Raw genomic sequence first — 17,294 nt, 5'->3', positions numbered from 1 at the left:
GATGAAGATTATTGTACCTGCAACCAGTGCCAATATCGGGCCAGGTTTTGACTCGGTCGGTGTAGCTGTAACCAAGTACCTTCAAATCGAGGTCTGTGAAGAACGAGATGAGTGGTTGATTGAACACCAGATTGGCAAATGGATTCCACATGACGAACGTAATCTCTTGCTCAAAATCGCTTTGCAAATTGTACCAGACTTGCACCCAAGACGTTTGAAAATGACCAGTGATGTTCCCTTGGCGCGTGGCTTGGGTTCTTCTAGCTCGGTTATTGTTGCTGGTATTGAACTAGCCAACCAACTGGGCCAGCTCAACTTGTCAGACCATGAAAAATTGCAGTTAGCGACTAAGATTGAAGGCCATCCTGACAATGTGGCTCCAGCCATTTATGGTAATCTCGTTATTGCAAGTTCCGTTGAAGGGCAAGTTTCTGCTATCGTAGCAGACTTCCCAGAATGTGATTTTCTAGCCTACATTCCAAACTATGAATTGCGTACTCGAGACAGCCGTGGCGTCTTACCTAAGAAATTGTCTTACAAGGAAGCTGTTGCTGCTAGTTCGATCGCCAATGTGGCGGTTGCGGCCTTGTTGGCAGGAGACATGGTGACCGCTGGGCAAGCAATCGAGGGAGACCTCTTCCACGAGCGCTATCGTCAGGACTTGGTGAGAGAGTTTGCGACGATTAAGCAAGTAGCCAAAGAGAATGGTGCCTATGCAACCTACCTCTCTGGTGCTGGGCCGACAGTTATGGTCTTGGCTTCTCATGACAAGATGCCAACGATTAAGGCAGAATTGGAAAAGCAACCTTTCAAAGGAAAACTTCATGACTTGAAAGTTGATACCCAAGGTGTCCGTGTCGAAGCAAAATAAAGAATAGAAGATAGGATGGGGAAACTCTCGACCAAAGGGCTTCCTATCCTTTTTTTGAAAAGAAGTTTATACTCAATGAAAATCAAAGAGCAAACTAGGAAGCTAGCCGCAGGTTGCTCAAAGCACTGCTTTGAGGTTGTTGATAGAACTGACGAAGTTAGCTCAAAATACTGTTTTGAGGTTGCAGATGTAAGCTGACGTGGTTTGAAGAGATTTTCGAAGAGTATTAGTTAAGAACTTGATAAAGGAGAAATAAAGATGGCAGAAATTTATCTAGCAGGCGGTTGTTTTTGGGGCTTAGAGGAATATTTTTCACGCATTTCTGGAGTGCTAGCAACCAGTGTCGGCTACGCTAATGGACAAGTCGAAACGACAAATTACCAGCTACTCAAGGAAACAGATCATGCAGAAACGGTTCAAGTGATTTACGATGAGAAGGCAGTGTCACTCAGAGAAATTTTGCTTTATTATTTCCGTGTTATTGATCCATTATCAGTCAATCAACAAGGGAATGACCGTGGACGTCAGTATCGGACCGGTATATATTACCAAGATGAAGCAGACTTGCCAGCTATCTACACTGTGGTGCAGGAGCAGGAGCGCATGCTTGGTCGAAAGATTGCAGTAGAGGTGGAGAAACTTCGCCACTACATTTTGGCTGAAGACTATCACCAAGACTATCTCAAGAAAAATCCTTCAGGTTACTGTCATATCGATGTGACCGATGCTGATAAGCCATTGATTGATGCCTCTAACTATGAAAAGCCTAGTCAAGAGGTGTTAAAGGGCAGTTTATCTGAAGAATCCTATCGTGTTACCCAAGAAGCTGCTACAGAGGCTCCATTTACCAATATCTATGACCAAACTTTTGAAGAAGGAATTTATGTAGACATTACGACAGGTGAGCCCCTCTTTTTTGCCAAGGATAAGTTTGCCTCAGGTTGTGGTTGGCCAAGTTTTAGCCGTCCGATTTCCAAGGAATTGATTCATTATTACAAGGATCTCAGCCATGGAATGGAGCGAATTGAGGTTCGTTCTCGGTCGGGGAATGCTCACTTGGGTCATGTTTTTACAGATGGTCCTAGGGAGTTAGGTGGACTTCGTTACTGTATTAATTCTGCATCCTTGCGTTTTGTTGCCAAGGATGAGATGAAAAAAGCAGGATATGGCTATCTACTACCTTACTTAAACAAATAAAACAGAGATGGTGGGTGCTTCCCACTTTCTTCATTTCCAGAATACGAATAGAAGGAAACTATGAAACACCTATTATCTTACTTCAAACCCTACATCGAGGAATCAATTTTAGCACCCTTGTTCAAGTTGTTAGAAGCTGTTTTTGAGCTTTTGGTTCCCATGGTGATTGCTGGGATTGTTGACCAATCCTTGCCCCAGAGAGATCAAGGTCATCTATGGATGCAGATTGGTCTGCTCCTTATCTTTGCAGTAATTGGTGTGGTAGTGGCCTTGGTAGCTCAGTTTTACTCAGCTAAGGCTGCGGTGGGTTTTGCCAAGGAATTGACAAACGACCTCTATCGTCATATTCTTTCCTTGCCCAAGAATAGCAGAGACCGTCTGACAACTTCTAGTTTGGTGACTCGCTTGACTTCGGACACCTATCAGATTCAGACTGGTATTAATCAATTCTTGCGCCTCTTTTTGCGAGCACCTATTATCGTTTTTGGTGCCATTTTTATGGCTTATCGAATCTCAGCTGAGCTGACTCTCTGGTTTTTGGTCATGGTTGTGATTTTGACCATTATTATTGTAGGGCTCTCTAGACTGGTCAATCCTCTCTACAGCAGTCTGAGAAAGAAAACAGATCAACTGGTTCAGGAAACACGTCAGCAATTACAAGGAATGCGGGTTATCCGTGCTTTTGGTCAAGAAAAACGAGAGTTACAAATTTTTCAAACCCTTAATCAAGTCTATGCTAGATTGCAAGAAAAGACAGGTTTCTGGTCTAGTTTATTAACACCTCTGACCTATCTGATTGTTAATGGAACCCTTCTTATTATTATCTGGCAAGGCTATATTTCTATTCAAGGAGAATTGCTAAGTCAAGGTGCTCTCATTGCCCTTATTAATTATCTCCTACAGATCTTGGTGGAATTGGTCAAGCTAGCTATGCTGATAAATTCTCTCAATCAGTCCTATATCTCTGCCAAGCGAATCGAGGAAGTTTTTGCTGAGGCTCCAGAAGATATTCATTCAGAATTAGAACAAAAGCAAGCCACCAGTGATCAGGTTTTACAAGTTCAAGAACTGACCTTTACCTATCCTGATGCGGCCCAGCCTTCTCTGAGAGACATTTCCTTTGATATGACTCAAGGGCAAATCCTTGGTATCATTGGGGGAACGGGTTCTGGTAAATCAAGTTTGGTGCAACTCATCCTTGGACTTTATCCAGCAGACAAGGGGAGCATTGACCTTTATCGAGATGGATCTAGTCCTCTTAATTTGGAGCAGTGGCGGTCTTGGATTGCCTATGTGCTCCAAAAAGTCGAACTCTTTAAAGGAACTATTCGTTCCAACTTAACTTTGGGTTTAAATCAAGAAGTGACTGATCAAGAACTCTGGCAAGCCTTGGAAATCGCGCAAGCAAAGGATTTTGTCAGTGAAAACGAAGGACTCTTGGATGCCCTAGTTGAGGAAGGAGGGCGAAATTTCTCGGGCGGTCAAAAACAAAGGCTGTCCATCGCACGAGCAGTCTTGCACCGAACTCCATTTCTCATCCTAGATGATGCAACCTCGGCACTGGACACTATTACCGAGTCTAAGCTCTTGAAAGCAATTCGAGAAAATCTGCCAAATACGAGCTTAATCTTGATTTCTCAACGGACTTCGACACTCCAGATGGCTGACCAGATTCTCCTCTTGGAAAAAGGTGAGCTCTTAGCTATCGGCAAGCACGAGGAATTGATGAAAACTAGTCAAGTCTATCGCGAAATCAATGCATCCCAACATGGTAAGGAGGACTAGTATGAGACGACAAACTGCAAACCAGACGCTCAAACGTTTGGCAAAAGATTTAGCAAGCCATTCCTTCCTCCTTTTCCTAGCCTTTCTAGGAACTATTGCCCAGGTTGGCTTATCAATTTATCTTCCTATCTTGATTGGGCAGGTCATTGACCAAGTCCTGGTGGCTGGTTCTTCACCAGTTTTTTGGCAAATTTTTCTCCAAATGATCTTGGTGGTCATAGGAAATACCCTTGTGCAGTGGGTCAATCCTCTCCTCTATAATCGCCTAATCTTTTCTTATACTAAAGATTTGCGAGAGCGAATCATCCATAAGCTCCATCGTTTATCGATTGCTTTTGTCGATCGGCAAGGCAGTGGGGAGATGGTCAGTCGTGTAACCACGGACATAGAACAGTTGGCAGCTGGCTTGACCATGATTTTTAACCAATTTTTCATTGGCGTCTTGATGATTTTAGTTAGTATTCTTGCCATGCTTCAAATTCATCTCCTCATGACTCTCTTGGTCTTGCTGTTGACGCCACTGTCTATGGTAATTTCACGCTTTATTGCCAAGAGATCTTATCATCTCTTCCAAAAGCAAACAGAGACTAGGGGAATTCAGACTCAGTTGATTGAAGAATCGCTTAGCCAGCAGACGATTATCCAGTCCTTTAATGCTCAGAAAGAGTTTATCCAAAGACTGCATGAGGCGAATGAAAATTACGCAGGCTATTCTCAGTCAGCCATCTTTTATTCCTCAACGGTCAATCCTTCGACCCGCTTTGTCAACGCACTCATATACGCTCTTCTTGCTGGAGTGGGAGCTTATCGTATTATGATGGGTTCAACCTTGACCATCGGACGTTTAGTGACTTTTTTGAACTACGTCCAACAGTACACCAAGCCCTTTAACGATATTTCTTCAGTTCTAGCCGAATTGCAAAGTGCTTTAGCTTGTGCAGAGCGTGTCTATGCTATCTTAGAAAGTCCTGAAGTGGCTGAAACAGGCAAGGAAGTCTTGACCAGTGACCAGGTTAAGGGAGCTATTTCCTTTAAGCATGTTTCTTTTGGCTACAATCCAGAAAAGATTTTGATTAAGGATTTGTCTATTGATATTCCGGCTGGTAGCAAGGTGGCCATCGTTGGTCCGACAGGTGCCGGAAAATCAACTCTTATCAATCTCCTTATGCGTTTTTACCCTATTAATTCAGGAGATATCCTGCTGGATGGGCAATCCATTTATTATTATACCCGAGCATCATTGAGACAGCAGTTTGGGATGGTACTCCAAGAAACCTGGCTCAAGCAAGGAACTATTCATGATAATATTGCCTTTGGAAATCCTGAAGCCAGTCGGGAACAGGTGATTGCTGCTGCCAAAGCAGCCAATGCAGACTTTTTCATCCAACAGTTGCCACAGGGTTACGATACCAAACTGGAAAATGCAGGTGAATCTCTCTCTGCCGGTCAGGCTCAACTTTTGACCATTGCGCGTGTCTTTCTGGCTATTCCAAAGATTCTTATCTTAGACGAGGCGACTTCTTCTATCGATACACGGACAGAAGTGCTGGTTCAGGATGCCTTTGCAAAACTCATGAAGGGGCGTACTAGCTTTATCATTGCTCACCGTTTGTCTACCATTCAGGATGCGGATTTGATTCTTGTCTTGGTGGATGGCGACATTGTTGAGTATGGGAACCATCAGGAACTCATGGCTCAAAAGGGCAAGTATTATCAAATGCAGCAAGCAGCAGCTTTTAGCTCTGAATAAGCCATTCTCTTTTGAAAGTTTATGGACGAAAAAAGTTGCCTTCGGGTGACTTTTTTGTTACAATAGCTAGAAAAATTATTCACTGTAATACTCAATGAAAATTAAAGAGCAAACTAGGAAGTTAGCCGCAGGTTGCTCAAAGCACTGCTTTGAGGTTGTAGATAAGACTGACGAAGTCAGTAACCATACATCTACGGCAAGATGAAGCTGATGTGGTTTGAAGCGATTTTCGAAGAGTATAAATTGTCTTTTAGAAAAGGAGCCTAGTATGAAAGTCTTTCAGCATGCAAATATCGTGACTTGTGACCAAGATTTCCATGTCTATCTTGATGGAATCTTAGCTGTTAAGGATTCTCAAATCGTCTATGTCGGTCAAGAGAAGTCAGAGATTTTAGAGCAAGCTGAGCAGATTATCGACTATCAGGGAGCCTGGATCATGCATGGTTTGGTCAATTGCCACACCCATTCTGCTATGACAGGTTTGAGAGGGATTCGAGATGATAGCAATCTCCATGAATGGCTCAATGACTATATCTGGCCAGCAGAAGCTGAGTTTACTCCTGACATGACTACCAAGGCGGTTAAAGAAGCTCTGATAGAGATGCTCCAGTCAGGAACAACAACCTTTAATGATATGTATAATCCCAATGGTGTGGATATTGAGCGGATTTATCAGGCAGTGAAAGATTCTAAGATGCGTTGTTATTTCTCACCGACACTCTTTTCTTCAGAGACAGAAACAACTGCTGAGACTATAAGCAGAACTAGAGCGACCATTGAGGAAATCTTAGGATATGAAAATCCAAATTTCAAGGTTATGGTAGCTCCACATTCTCCCTACAGCTGTAGTAAAGATTTGCTACAAGCGAGTTTAGACATGGCAAAAGAGCTAAATATTCCTCTCCATATCCATGTGGCGGAGACCAAGGAGGAGTCAGGAATTATCCTGAAACGATACGGTAAACGTCCTCTTGCTTTTCTCGAAGAACTGGGTTACTTAGATCATCCGTCCGTCTTTGCTCACGGGGTCGAATTAAACGAGCGAGAAATTGAGCGCTTGGCATCCTCTCAAGTGGCTATCGCCCACAATCCTATCAGTAACCTCAAACTGGCATCAGGAATTGCTCCAATTATACAGCTCCAAAAAGAGGGAGTAGCAGTCGGAATTGCGACAGATTCAGTCGCTTCCAACAACAATCTTGATATGTTTGAGGAAGGACGGACAGCTGCACTACTACAGAAAATGAAAAGTGGAGATGCCAGCCAATTCCCTATCGAAACAGCTCTCAAGGCGCTGACAATCGAAGGGGCTAAGGTTCTTGGAATGGAAGAACAGATAGGAAGTCTGGAAGTTGGTAAACAGGCAGATTTTCTCGTTATTCAACCACAAGGGAAAATGCATCTCCAACCTCAGGAAAATATGCTTTCTCATCTCGTCTATGCTGTTAAATCCAGTGATGTTGATGATGTTTATATCGCTGGAGAACAGGTTGTTAAGCAAGGTCAAGTTCTGACAGTAGAACTTTAGAAGAAAAATCACGAAAAATTTTAAAAAAAGTTTGCAAAAATCTTGCATTCTTTTTTTGACTATGCTATACTTATATACGGTTTGAAAAAACTGCCTAAGACAGTAGGGGAGCTCGACTCATAAGTATCCTACCGAGGACAAAACGTATCATGTAAAAAGAAGCGTATTGTACTTTCGTGTCTAGGTTTGGGCGCGTTTTTCTTTTGAAAAATTTCCCCAAGCAAAATAATAACGGAGGTGAACACACTAATGAGTGAAGCAATTATTGCTAAAAAAGCGGAACTAGTTGACGTAGTAGCTGAAAAAATGAAAGCTGCTGCATCTATCGTCGTTGTAGACGCTCGTGGTTTGACAGTTGAGCAAGATACAGTTCTTCGTCGTGAGCTTCGTGGAAGCGAAGTTGAGTATAAAGTGATTAAAAACTCAATCTTGCGTCGTGCAGCTGAAAAAGCTGGTCTTGAAGATCTTGCATCTGTATTTGTTGGACCATCTGCAGTAGCATTTTCTAACGAAGATGTTATCGCACCAGCGAAAATCTTGAACGATTTTGCTAAAAACGCTGAAGCACTTGAAATCAAAGGTGGTGCAATCGAAGGCGCTGTCGCATCTAAAGAAGAGATCCTTGCTCTTGCAACTCTTCCAAACCGCGAAGGACTTCTTTCTATGCTCCTTTCTGTACTTCAAGCGCCAGTGCGCAACGTTGCTCTTGCAGTCAAAGCGGTTGCAGACAACAAAGAAGACGCAGCTTAATCTTAAGCTACGCAGCGTAGCCTAGCTACAAAAAAATATTATAAATTTAAAAACTTATTTGGAGGAAATAACAATGGCATTGAACATTGAAAACATTATTGCTGAAATTAAAGAAGCTTCAATCCTTGAATTGAACGACCTTGTAAAAGCTATCGAAGAAGAATTTGGTGTAACTGCAGCTGCTCCTGTAGCTGTTGCTGCAGCTGGTGCTGCTGACGCTGGTGCTGCTAAAGATTCATTCGACGTTGAATTGACATCTGCAGGCGACAAAAAAGTTGGCGTTATCAAAGTTGTACGTGAAATCACAGGTCTTGGTCTTAAAGAAGCTAAAGAACTTGTTGATGGTGCACCAGGTGTCATCAAAGAAGGTGTTGCAGCTGCAGAAGCTGAAGAACTTAAAGCTAAATTGGAAGAAGCTGGAGCTTCAGTTACTCTTAAATAATAGAGCGACTACATTAGTAGCTTAAAAACATAATTAAACCGCTATTCTTAGGACTAGCGGTTTTTATTTTTTTATTCCATGGGGCAAAAATGGAAAGGAATCTTTAAAAGTGAGGAGAGTTAGATTGAAAGAATCATATTGGTAAATCGAAATGATGGATATTTGTATCATGTCATAAATCGTAATCAAACGATAATATTGATTTTCTTACAAATTAAGAGTATAATTTATAAAAATGAGTGGTCACTCAATTTTTGTGGAATTAAGGAGTAAAGAAAATGGTTGTTGAAGCAATAGAGTATAGTCGTTTCGGTAACGAAGAGGTCTTGGATTTGCTGAAGATCGACTCTACAGCCTTGGATGTAAATCAGGTGAGAGTAGAAGTTCATGCTGTTGGTTTAAATCCTATTGATTATAAAACTTTTGAGGGAGCGAAACCCCTTCGATTTCTATCTTTTATAACGAAATTAAGGAAACCAAGTCGTTGGTTTGAATCCAAATCATCTCTATTTCCAAGAGGTGTGGGGAGAGATTTTTCTGGAGTTATTACAGAAGTTGGAAATGAAGTAACTAGGTTCTCAGTAGGAGATAAGGTGTTTGGAACAATGATTAGCGATCCTGGTTTGGGAACTAAGAGGGGAGCTTTAGCAACAGAAATTTGTGTCAATGAATCAGAAATTGTATTGAAACCAGAGATGATCGACATGACTCACGCAGCTACTATGGGAGTAGCTGCTCTAACTGTGGGTGGGGCTTTTAGAAGAATCGGTTTAAATTCAAGAGATACTGTTGTTATTTCAGCTGCAGCAGGAGGTATTGGAAGTATTGCAGTACAGTATGCAGTTGCTAAGGGGGCGAAAGTAATCGGAATCGCAAGTAAGAAAAATGCAGAGTATCTGAAGTCTTTAGGTGCCATACCAGTAAGTTACGAAGAGAATATCAAGAAGGCTCTTCTATCAGCTAGTCCAACGCCTATTACAAAATTTTTGGATTGTTATGGATCTGATTATGTTAGATTGGCTTTTAGTTTAGGTTTGAAGGGGACAGCTATTGGGACATTAGTACCTTCGCCCTATGTTATGATAAAAGGTGCTCAGTTTACTGGTCCGAGACATTCCACATATGATGATTTTAGCACTTTAGCTGAAATGGTCTCAGACGGGAAGGTTCAGCTGAAAATTGATCAAGTGTATGACTTTTCTCTAAAGTCAGTTAGAGAAGCTTATCGTAGTCTGAAAATGGGACACAGTCGAGGCAAAAAAGTCGTAAAAGTAAGAGAGTAGAAGAGAGGTGCTAGCGATGGAAAGTTTAGAACAAAAGTATGCTCAGACGTTAGAAGTTAGCAACTTGAGCTTGAAACAACGTCGAGTGTTATTATCAAGCTTAAAATTATTCTCAGAAATTGGATTTGAGAATACAACGTCCAGCCTTATTGCCGAACGCGCTGGAGTGTCAGAAGGAACTGTTTTTAGTTACTTTAAAACAAAGGAAGGTATTTTAGAAGCCATTTTATCTACTTTTCTAGAACAGGTTATTCCAGAAGTAATTGCGGATTTCTCAGAAAAAAAATTCACAGTAGATCAAGAAACTTTTCCCTTCTTTTTAAAAAGTATTGTTCGAGATAGGCTCTTTTTCATTCAGGAGAATCAAATGCATGTTAAAATTCTCTTGGGGCGTTCTTTTATTGATAAAAATCTTTCTATCCAGTTAGGAAATATTATTGTTCAATCTATAATAGAACCAATTAGCCCTGTTTTAAATCAATTTAAAGAAAAAGGACTTATTCTAAATTGGTCAAATGAAAGAATTGTTCGATACATTTTAGCATTGAGTTTTTCTTATCTTATTCCCATGATGTTGAATGATGAAGAAACTATAAACATAGATGAAGCAGTTGATGAGATTGTTGAATGTTTGTCATCTGCCCTAATGAAAGTAAAATAAATTCTGATGTTAAAACTCACTGTTAATGGTGAGTTTTTTTGGATTCAACATAAAAATCCCCAATCGTAGCGATTGAGGATTAAGCAAATGAATCTTAAACAATACCTTGTGCAATCATAGCGTTTGCTACATTTTCAAAGGCAGCAATGTTAGCTCCTGCAAGGTAGTCTTTATCAAGACCGTATGTTTCTGAAGTTGTTTTAGCTGTATTGAAGATGTTTGTCATGATGTCTTTGAGACGTCCATCAACTTCTTCACGAGTCCATGAGAGGCGAAGGCTATTTTGGCTCATTTCAAGAGCTGAAACGGCTACACCACCAGCGTTGGCAGCTTTGGCAGGTCCGTAGAAGATACCATTTTCTTTGTAGACTTTGATGGCATCAAGGTCGCTTGGCATGTTGGCACCTTCAGATACACAGATAACGCCTTGAGCAACCAAACGTTTAGCTGCTTCACCGTTGATTTCGTTTTGAGTCGCACATGGAAGAGCGATGTCATAGTTTCCAGCGTAAGTCCATACAGAACCTTCATGATAAGTAGCAGTTGCTTTCTCAGCTGCATACTCAGTCAAACGAGCGCGACGTTTTTCTTTAACGTCAACCAAAAGATCGAAGTCGATACCATTTTCATCGATGACATAACCATTTGAGTCAGATACAGAGATAACAGTTGCACCAAGTTCAGTCGCTTTTTGAAGAGCGTATTGAGCAACGTTACCAGAACCTGAAATAACAACTTTCTTACCAGCAAAGCTGTTACCGTTAGCTTTAAGCATTTCTTCAGTATAGTAAACCAAACCGTAACCAGTTGCTTCTGGACGAATCAAGCTACCACCAAATCCAAGAGGTTTACCAGTCAAGACACCAGCATCAAATTGGTTAAGGCGTTTGTATTGACCGTAAAGGTAACCAATTTCACGTCCACCAACACCGATATCACCAGCAGGTACGTCAAGTGATGGGCCGATGTATTTTTGCAATTCAGTCATGAAGCTTTGGCAGAAGCGCATCACTTCAGCATCTGTTTTACCTTTAGGATCGAAGTCTGATCCACCTTTACCTCCACCGATAGGAAGTCCAGTCAAGACGTTTTTAAAGATTTGTTCAAATCCGAGAAATTTCAAAATCCCTTGGTTTACAGTTGGGTGGAAACGAAGTCCGCCTTTGTATGGTCCAACAGCTGAGTTGAATTGAACACGGTAGCCGCGGTTTACTTGAACTTTTCCATCACGGTCAACCCAAGGAACACGGAAAGAAATCACGCGCTCAGGCTCAGTAATACGTGCCAAGATATTTTCTTCGATATACTCAGGGTGTTTTTCAAATACAGGTTCCAAAGTGTTGAAAAATTCTTCAACAGCTTGAAGGAACTCAGCCTCGTGCCCGTTACGAGCTTTTACAGTTTCAAACACGCTTTGGATATATTCTTTAGCAGATGTCATATCGTTCTCCTTAAATTCTAATTTAATTATGTGAGTCATTATAGCAGAATTTTTTTTTACTGTAAAGAAAAAAACAGAAATTTTCTAAAAATTCTTTCAATTTAGTTTTTGAGATTTTTTGAAAGTAGATAAAAAACGAACGTTTTTCTTATAAATGCCTTTCTTAAAGAGAAAATCTGAAAATATGGTATAATATTAGCAATAAAAGGAATCTGGAGGATCAGAATCATGGTATCAACGAAAACGCAAATTGCTGGTTTTGAGTTTGACAATTGTTTGATGAATGCAGCAGGTGTGGCTTGTATGACGATAGCAGAGTTAGAGGGCGTTAAAAACTCAGTGGCAGGAACTTTTGTGACTAAGACAGCAACCTTGGACTTTCGTCAGGGGAATCCTGAGCCACGCTATCAAGATGTTCCACTTGGTTCTATCAACTCTATGGGCTTGCCAAATAATGGCTTAGACTATTATTTGGATTATCTTTTGGATTTGCAAGAAAAAGAGCCAAACCGAACTTTCTTCTTATCTCTAGTTGGTATGTCTCCAGAGGAAACCCATACTATATTGAAAAAAGTCCAAGAGAGTGAGTTTCGTGGTCTGACTGAGCTAAACCTCTCCTGTCCAAATGTTCCAGGTAAACCTCAGATTGCCTATGATTTTGAGACAACAGACCGGATTTTGGCAGAAGTATTTGCCTACTTCACCAAACCTCTTGGAATTAAATTGCCACCATATTTTGATATTGTTCACTTTGACCAAGCGGCAGCTATTTTCAACAAGTATCCTCTTAAGTTTGTCAACTGTGTCAACTCTATCGGAAACGGCCTTTATATAGAAGATGAGTCTGTCGTTATTCGTCCTAAAAATGGTTTCGGTGGCATTGGTGGTGAGTATATCAAACCGACTGCTCTAGCTAATGTTCATGCCTTCTATCAACGCCTCAATCCTCAAATCCAAATCATCGGAACAGGTGGCGTGTTGACTGGTCGTGATGCCTTTGAACATATCCTCTGTGGAGCAAGTATGGTGCAGGTGGGAACCACCCTTTACAAAGAGGGAGTTGGTGCTTTTGAACGCATTACTAATGAACTGAAAGAAATCATGGCGGAAAAAGGGTACGAGAGCCTAGAAGATTTCCGTGGGAAATTGCGCTATATCGATTAAATTCATTAAAAAATCAGAAGAAAGGAGAGAAGATGCTAGCTATCGAAGAAAGTCAGAAGTTGACTTTATCAAATTTACCGAGCCTGAGCCTTTTTACAGGGACAGATCAGGGTCAGTTTGAAGTGATGAAGAGTCAAGTGTTGAAACAGATTGGTTATGATTCTGCAGACCTCAACTTTGCCTACTTTGATATGAAAGAAGTGGTTTATAAGGATGTAGAACTGGAGTTGGTCAGCCTTCCTTTCTTTGCGGATGAGAAAATCGTAATATTGGATCATTTTGTCGATATCACGACTGCTAAAAAGCGCTTTTTGACAGATGATGAGCTCAAGTCATTTGAGGAATACCTTGATAATCCTTCACCAACAACCAAGTTGTTAATCTTTGCGGAAGGAAAGCTGGATAGCAAAAGACGGTTGGTTAAATTACTTAAGCGTGATGCCAAGGTCTTTGATGCAGTAGAAGCCAAAGAACAAGAATTGCGCCAGTATTTCCAAAAGTGGAGTCAGAAACAAGGTTTGCAGTTTGCTAATCATTCTTTTGAAAATCTCCTCATCAAGTCGGGTTTTCAATTTAGCGAAATCCAGAAAAATCTCCTTTTTTTACAATCCTATAAGGAAGACTCTGTTATAGAGGAAGAGGATATTGTCAACGCTATTCCCAAGACCTTACAGGACAATATTTTTGATTTAACTCAGTTTATTCTGACTAAAAAGATGGACCAGGCGCGCGATTTGGTTAGAGACTTGACCTTGCAAGGTGAAGATGAAATTAAACTGATTGCAGTCATGCTAGGACAATTTCGGACTTTTACTCAGGTGAAGATTTTGGCGGAGTCTGGGCAAACAGAATCGCAGATTGCAAATAGTCTAGGAAGTTTTCTCGGACGCAATCCTAATCCCTATCAAATCAAGTTTGCGCTAAGGGATTCACGAGGACTTTCCTTGAGCTTTTTAAAGCAAGCTATTTCTTATTTGATTGAGACAGACTATCAGATTAAAACAGGTCTTTATGAAAAAGGTTTCCTTTTTGAAAAGGCACTCCTACAGATTGCTAGTCAGGTAAATTAATCATATCTGAAAAATTTTTTAACCCGCGTCAATATTATTTTGTCGTGGGTTTCTTACTGATTTGCTTGTTTTATACTCAATGAAAATCAAAGAGCAAACTAGGAAACTAGCCGCAGGTTGCTCAAAGTACTGCTTTGAGGTTGTAGATAAGACTGACGAAGTCAGCTCAAAACACTGTTTTGAGGTTGTGGATAGAACTGACGAAGTCAGCTCAAAACACTGTTTTGAGGTTGTAGATAAGACTGACGAAGTCAGTAACATATCTACGGCAAGGCGACGTTGACGCGGTTTGAAGAGATTTTCAAAGAGTATTATTAGAAAGTATTTCAGTGATTTCTTCATCTATAAGCAAAAAACTTGAAAAAAGTGAATGTTTGCGTTATCATTTTCATATAGAAAGAAAAAGAGGTATTACAGATGGCTATTATCTTACCAGATCTTCCATATGCATACGACGCTTTGGAACCATACATCGATGCGGAAACAATGCACTTGCACCATGACAAACACCATCAAACTTATGTCAACAATGCTAATGCAGCTCTTGAAAAACACCCTGAAATCGGTGAAGATCTTGAAGCCTTGCTTGCTGATGTAGAATCTATCCCAGCTGATATCCGTCAAGCGCTTATCAACAATGGTGGTGGACACTTGAACCACGCTCTTTTCTGGGAATTGATGACTCCTGAGAAAACAGCTCCATCAGCAGAACTTGCAGCAGCAATCGATGCAACATTTGGTTCATTTGAAGAATTCCAAGCAGCCTTCACTGCAGCAGCAACAACTCGTTTTGGTTCAGGATGGGCATGGTTGGTTGTCAACAAAGAAGGTAAACTTGAAGTGACTTCAACAGCAAACCAAGACACACCAATCTCAGAAGGTAAAAAACCAATCTTGGGCTTGGACGTTTGGGAACATGCTTACTACGTGAAATATCGCAACGTGCGTCCTGACTACATCAAAGCTTTCTTCTCAGTGATCAACTGGAACAAAGTAGATGAATTGTACGCAGCAGCTAAATAATGATAGTTGGAGGGAAGAATTGTTCTTCTCTTTTTAAGGTTATATTATTTTGGTCTGACAAAATCGTCAGACTTTTTTCATTTTTATGAGAAACGTGCTAAGTGCTAGAAATTATGGTAGAATAAAGTATTAAGTAATCGTGGAAAAAGGATATCTATGCGAAAAGAAATTGCACCTGAATTATACAACTATAACAAGTTTCCTGGTCCTGAGTTCCATTTACACGGGGACAAGGTTGAAACGGAAGGGATAGCTTTTTCCTTGGTGGAAAATATCAAGGATGCCTTTGATGTGACGGCTTTTAATCAGCGTTTTTCAGAAGTCTTAACCAAGTTTGATTATATCGTGGGAGACTGGAGCAACGAACAGCTTCGCCTACGAGGTTTTTATAAGGATGACCGAACAGAAGAAAAACTTGAAAAAATCAGTCGTTTACAAGACTATCTTTTAGAGTATTGTAGTTATGGTTGTGCCTATTTTGTCTTAGAAAATGAAGCTCCTAAGCGAGCATCATTTGACAAGAAAATACGTAAGAAGGAAGAAGAAACACCTTCTAGAAAAGGAAAGAAACCGGCTCAAACAAAACGAAAACCGAATGCAGATAAGAAAAATAGACGTCGTCAGAAAGACCAGCATTCTCAGAAAGAGGACAAGGGACAACGTCATTTTGTCATTCGTCAGAAGTGAGTAGAGAATAAGGAGAAGAAATGAAACCGTCAATTTATAGTTTAACACGTCAAACCATGCAGGAATGGGTATTGGAGCAGGGAGAAAAGAAATTCCGTGCTGATCAAATCTGGGAATGGCTTTACCGTAAACGTGTGCAGTCATTTGAAGAAATGACCAATCTTTCAAAAGATTTGATTGCTAAGCTCAATGACCAGTTTGTAGTCAATCCATTGAAACAGCGAATCGTGCAAGAATCTGCTGATGGGACAGTTAAATATCTTTTTGAATTGCCAGATGGAATGCTGATTGAGACAGTACTCATGCGTCAACACTATGGTTTATCTGTCTGTGTGACCACTCAGGTCGGCTGTAATATCGGTTGTACCTTCTGCGCTTCTGGTTTGATCAAGAAACAACGCGACCTCAATAACGGTGAAATCGTAGCGCAAATCATGCTGGTTCAGAAATACTTTGATGAGCGTGGTCAGGATGAACGCGTCAGCCATATCGTTGTCATGGGGATTGGTGAACCATTTGATAACTACAACAATGTCTTGAATTTCGTCCGTACTATCAATGATGACAAGGGAATGGCTATCGGTGCTCGTCACATCACGGTTTCAACCTCAGGTTTGGCCCATAAAATTCGTGATTTTGCTAATGAAGGTGTTCAGGTCAATCTTGCCGTTTCCCTTCACGCACCTAACAATGAATTGCGCTCAAGCATCATGAAGATTAACCGTGCCTTTCCGATTGAAAAACTCTTTGCTGCTATTGAGTACTACATCGAAACAACAAATCGTCGTGTGACCTTTGAGTATATCATGCTCAATGAAGTAAATGACGGTGTAGAACAAGCCTTGGAATTGGCTGAATTGCTCAAGAATATCAAGAAATTGTCTTATGTAAACTTGATTCCTTATAACCCAGTTAGTGAGCATGACCAATATAGCCGTAGTCCTAAAGAGCGCGTACTGGCCTTCTATGATACGCTTAAGAAAAAAGGGGTCAACTGTGTTGTTCGTCAAGAACATGGTACTGATATTGATGCAGCTTGTGGACAATTGCGTTCCAATACAATGAAACGTGACCGCCAGAAAGCAGTCGCAGTAGTCAATCCTTAATGATGAAGAAAACTTATAATCATATTTTGGTCTGGGGAGTCATTTTCTATAGCATTTGTATCGTTTACTTTTGCTTTACTCCTCAAGAACATTCTCCCGTGGGAGTGGAAACTCCAGGTATTCAGCATCTTGGACGCCTGGTTTTTCTTTTGACTCCTTTCAATTCTCTCTGGAAACTGGGTGAAGTGAGTGACATAGGACAATTATGTTGGCTTTTTCTACAAAATATCCTCAATGTCTTCTTGCTTTTTCCTCTGATTTTCCAACTCCTTTATCTCCTTCCAAACTTGCGGAAAACAAAAAAGGTCTTTCTTTTTAGTTTTCTAGTGAGTTTTGGAATAGAGTGTACGCAGTTAGTCTTAGATTTTTTCTTTGATTTCAATCGCGTCTTTGAAATTGATGATTTGTGGACCAATACCTTGGGTGGCTATCTGGCTTGGCTACTTTATAAACGATTACATAATACTCAATGAAAATCAAAGAGCAAACTAGGAAGCTAGCCGCAGGCTGTACTTGAGTACGGCAAGGTGAAGCTG

Annotated in this window: 16 protein-coding genes and 1 other annotated feature; of the genes, 15 read left to right on the top strand and 1 reads right to left on the bottom strand. The window is 40.7% G+C overall.

Going from position 1 to position 17,294, the window contains the following annotated elements; genetic code table 11:
• Window position 1: 1 nt before the first annotated feature.
• The 9 genes from thrB (at window position 2) to QM843_RS00780 (ending at window position 10,267) form a co-directional block, all read left to right on the top strand.
• A complete protein-coding gene (gene thrB, locus QM843_RS00820) occupies window positions 2-871 on the top strand; it encodes a homoserine kinase (protein ID WP_414304280.1) in 870 nt (289 codons plus the stop codon).
• Window positions 872-1,129: 258 nt separating this feature from the next.
• A complete protein-coding gene (msrB, locus tag QM843_RS00815; protein ID WP_414304279.1) occupies window positions 1,130-2,068 on the top strand; it encodes a peptide-methionine (R)-S-oxide reductase MsrB in 939 nt (312 codons plus the stop codon).
• A 60-nt stretch (window positions 2,069-2,128) separates the two neighbouring features.
• Window positions 2,129-3,853, top strand: coding sequence for an ABC transporter ATP-binding protein (locus QM843_RS00810; protein WP_414304278.1), 1,725 nt, complete (start codon window positions 2,129-2,131; stop codon window positions 3,851-3,853).
• Between the two features lies 1 nt (window position 3,854).
• The gene (locus QM843_RS00805) at window positions 3,855-5,603 is read left to right on the top strand and encodes an ABC transporter ATP-binding protein (RefSeq protein WP_414304277.1); all 1,749 of its coding nucleotides are present in this window, start codon (window positions 3,855-3,857) and stop codon (window positions 5,601-5,603) included.
• 268 nt (window positions 5,604-5,871) lie between these two features.
• On the top strand, window positions 5,872-7,131 hold the full coding sequence (locus QM843_RS00800; RefSeq protein ID WP_414304276.1) for a TRZ/ATZ family protein: 1,260 nt from the start codon (window positions 5,872-5,874) through the stop codon (window positions 7,129-7,131).
• Window positions 7,132-7,206: 75 nt separating this feature from the next.
• Window positions 7,207-7,342, top strand: a sequence feature (ribosomal protein L10 leader region).
• 38 nt (window positions 7,343-7,380) lie between these two features.
• Complete coding sequence (rplJ, locus tag QM843_RS00795; RefSeq protein ID WP_001287273.1) at window positions 7,381-7,881, top strand: 50S ribosomal protein L10; 501 nt, start codon at window positions 7,381-7,383, stop codon at window positions 7,879-7,881.
• 73 nt (window positions 7,882-7,954) lie between these two features.
• Complete coding sequence (gene rplL / locus QM843_RS00790; RefSeq protein WP_048716072.1) at window positions 7,955-8,323, top strand: 50S ribosomal protein L7/L12; 369 nt, start codon at window positions 7,955-7,957, stop codon at window positions 8,321-8,323.
• Between the two features lie 278 nt (window positions 8,324-8,601).
• Window positions 8,602-9,606 (top strand): NADP-dependent oxidoreductase, encoded by a 1,005-nt coding sequence (locus tag QM843_RS00785; RefSeq protein WP_237446960.1) that lies wholly within the window; start codon window positions 8,602-8,604, stop codon window positions 9,604-9,606.
• Window positions 9,607-9,622: 16 nt separating this feature from the next.
• A complete protein-coding gene (locus QM843_RS00780; RefSeq protein ID WP_237446959.1) occupies window positions 9,623-10,267 on the top strand; it encodes a TetR/AcrR family transcriptional regulator in 645 nt (214 codons plus the stop codon).
• 94 nt (window positions 10,268-10,361) lie between these two features.
• Here the strand turns inward: QM843_RS00780 and gdhA are convergent, their stop codons facing one another.
• Window positions 10,362-11,708, bottom strand: a complete 1,347-nt coding sequence (gene gdhA / locus QM843_RS00775; RefSeq protein WP_000199543.1) for an NADP-specific glutamate dehydrogenase — start codon at window positions 11,706-11,708, stop codon at window positions 10,362-10,364.
• Window positions 11,709-11,936: 228 nt separating this feature from the next.
• Here gdhA and QM843_RS00770 point away from each other — a divergent pair, with 228 nt between their 5' ends.
• The 6 genes from QM843_RS00770 (at window position 11,937) to QM843_RS00745 (ending at window position 17,231) form a co-directional block, all read left to right on the top strand.
• Window positions 11,937-12,872, top strand: coding sequence for a dihydroorotate oxidase (locus tag QM843_RS00770; RefSeq protein WP_020903210.1), 936 nt, complete (start codon window positions 11,937-11,939; stop codon window positions 12,870-12,872).
• A 32-nt stretch (window positions 12,873-12,904) separates the two neighbouring features.
• Window positions 12,905-13,942: a DNA polymerase III subunit delta gene (holA, locus tag QM843_RS00765; protein ID WP_414304275.1), complete on the top strand. Its 1,038-nt coding sequence runs from the start codon at window positions 12,905-12,907 to the stop codon at window positions 13,940-13,942.
• A gap of 417 nt (window positions 13,943-14,359) precedes the next feature.
• Complete coding sequence (gene sodA, locus QM843_RS00760) at window positions 14,360-14,965, top strand: superoxide dismutase SodA (protein ID WP_000974733.1); 606 nt, start codon at window positions 14,360-14,362, stop codon at window positions 14,963-14,965.
• Between the two features lie 156 nt (window positions 14,966-15,121).
• Window positions 15,122-15,652: a YutD family protein gene (locus QM843_RS00755; protein WP_020901484.1), complete on the top strand. Its 531-nt coding sequence runs from the start codon at window positions 15,122-15,124 to the stop codon at window positions 15,650-15,652.
• A 20-nt stretch (window positions 15,653-15,672) separates the two neighbouring features.
• Entirely contained in the window at window positions 15,673-16,758 is a 1,086-nt protein-coding gene (gene rlmN, locus QM843_RS00750) for a dual-specificity RNA methyltransferase RlmN (protein WP_000804761.1), read from the top strand.
• Window positions 16,758-17,231: a VanZ family protein gene (locus tag QM843_RS00745; RefSeq protein WP_414304274.1), complete on the top strand. Its 474-nt coding sequence runs from the start codon at window positions 16,758-16,760 to the stop codon at window positions 17,229-17,231. The genes rlmN and QM843_RS00745 overlap by 1 nt, the downstream gene beginning before the upstream one ends.
• Window positions 17,232-17,294: the final 63 nt, after the last annotated feature.

The organism is Streptococcus mitis (genome assembly GCF_047463435.1).
GTDB lineage: Bacteria > Bacillota > Bacilli > Lactobacillales > Streptococcaceae > Streptococcus > Streptococcus mitis_DS.
The sequence above is the reverse complement of the archived record's forward strand: the minus strand, read 5'-3'. Positions and strand labels throughout refer to the sequence as shown.

Bases quoted from the DNA above. Each gene is read 5' to 3' on its own strand.
- thrB (WP_414304280.1), top strand. From the start codon at position 2: ATGAAGATTATTGTACCTGCAACCAGTGCCAATATCGGGCCAGGTTTT.
- msrB (WP_414304279.1), top strand. From the start codon at position 1,130: ATGGCAGAAATTTATCTAGCAGGCGGTTGTTTTTGGGGCTTAGAGGAA.
- QM843_RS00810 (WP_414304278.1), top strand. From the start codon at position 2,129: ATGAAACACCTATTATCTTACTTCAAACCCTACATCGAGGAATCAATT.
- QM843_RS00805 (WP_414304277.1), top strand. From the start codon at position 3,855: ATGAGACGACAAACTGCAAACCAGACGCTCAAACGTTTGGCAAAAGAT.
- QM843_RS00800 (WP_414304276.1), top strand. From the start codon at position 5,872: ATGAAAGTCTTTCAGCATGCAAATATCGTGACTTGTGACCAAGATTTC.
- rplJ (WP_001287273.1), top strand. From the start codon at position 7,381: ATGAGTGAAGCAATTATTGCTAAAAAAGCGGAACTAGTTGACGTAGTA.
- rplL (WP_048716072.1), top strand. From the start codon at position 7,955: ATGGCATTGAACATTGAAAACATTATTGCTGAAATTAAAGAAGCTTCA.
- QM843_RS00785 (WP_237446960.1), top strand. From the start codon at position 8,602: ATGGTTGTTGAAGCAATAGAGTATAGTCGTTTCGGTAACGAAGAGGTC.
- QM843_RS00780 (WP_237446959.1), top strand. From the start codon at position 9,623: ATGGAAAGTTTAGAACAAAAGTATGCTCAGACGTTAGAAGTTAGCAAC.
- gdhA (WP_000199543.1), bottom strand. From the start codon at position 11,708: ATGACATCTGCTAAAGAATATATCCAAAGCGTGTTTGAAACTGTAAAA.
- QM843_RS00770 (WP_020903210.1), top strand. From the start codon at position 11,937: ATGGTATCAACGAAAACGCAAATTGCTGGTTTTGAGTTTGACAATTGT.
- holA (WP_414304275.1), top strand. From the start codon at position 12,905: ATGCTAGCTATCGAAGAAAGTCAGAAGTTGACTTTATCAAATTTACCG.
- sodA (WP_000974733.1), top strand. From the start codon at position 14,360: ATGGCTATTATCTTACCAGATCTTCCATATGCATACGACGCTTTGGAA.
- QM843_RS00755 (WP_020901484.1), top strand. From the start codon at position 15,122: ATGCGAAAAGAAATTGCACCTGAATTATACAACTATAACAAGTTTCCT.
- rlmN (WP_000804761.1), top strand. From the start codon at position 15,673: ATGAAACCGTCAATTTATAGTTTAACACGTCAAACCATGCAGGAATGG.
- QM843_RS00745 (WP_414304274.1), top strand. From the start codon at position 16,758: ATGATGAAGAAAACTTATAATCATATTTTGGTCTGGGGAGTCATTTTC.